Origin of the sequence: Bifidobacterium sp. M0353 (assembly GCF_016100645.1) — a bacterium.
Lineage (GTDB): Bacteria > Actinomycetota > Actinomycetes > Actinomycetales > Bifidobacteriaceae > Bombiscardovia > Bombiscardovia choladohabitans.
On the sequence record NZ_JACFSB010000116.1, the window covers coordinates 1 to 285 of the forward strand.

Here is a 285-nt window from a genome sequence, read left to right on the forward strand (position 1 = left end):
AAGATCAAACCTGAAACGTTATTAGAAATTACCACTTAAACCCCTCCTTTGCTTTATTTGGTTTGAGCGTTGATTTTCTTTAAAAAATGGTTCAACAACTTCCCATAACGTGCGCCCATCGGGTGTAGTTAAAGTAATGTTGGCTGAACCATCTTTGTTTGCTAATTGTTGCAGCAGTAATAATACTGCCTGTCTGAATTCGTGTTCTTCCTTTTTTTCTTTTTGATCAACCACGGGCTGTTGAGAGTTAAAGCCAGTTTGGTTGGATAATATGCCAACTGCTTT

The 285-nt window shown here is 37.9% G+C and carries 1 protein-coding gene; it reads right to left on the bottom strand.

The features are described 5' to 3' along the window. Positions 1–21: 21 nt before the first annotated feature. Positions 22–285, bottom strand: a 264-nt coding sequence (locus H3V04_RS09220) for a hypothetical protein (protein WP_198188313.1), incomplete at its 5' end; no start/stop codon positions are given.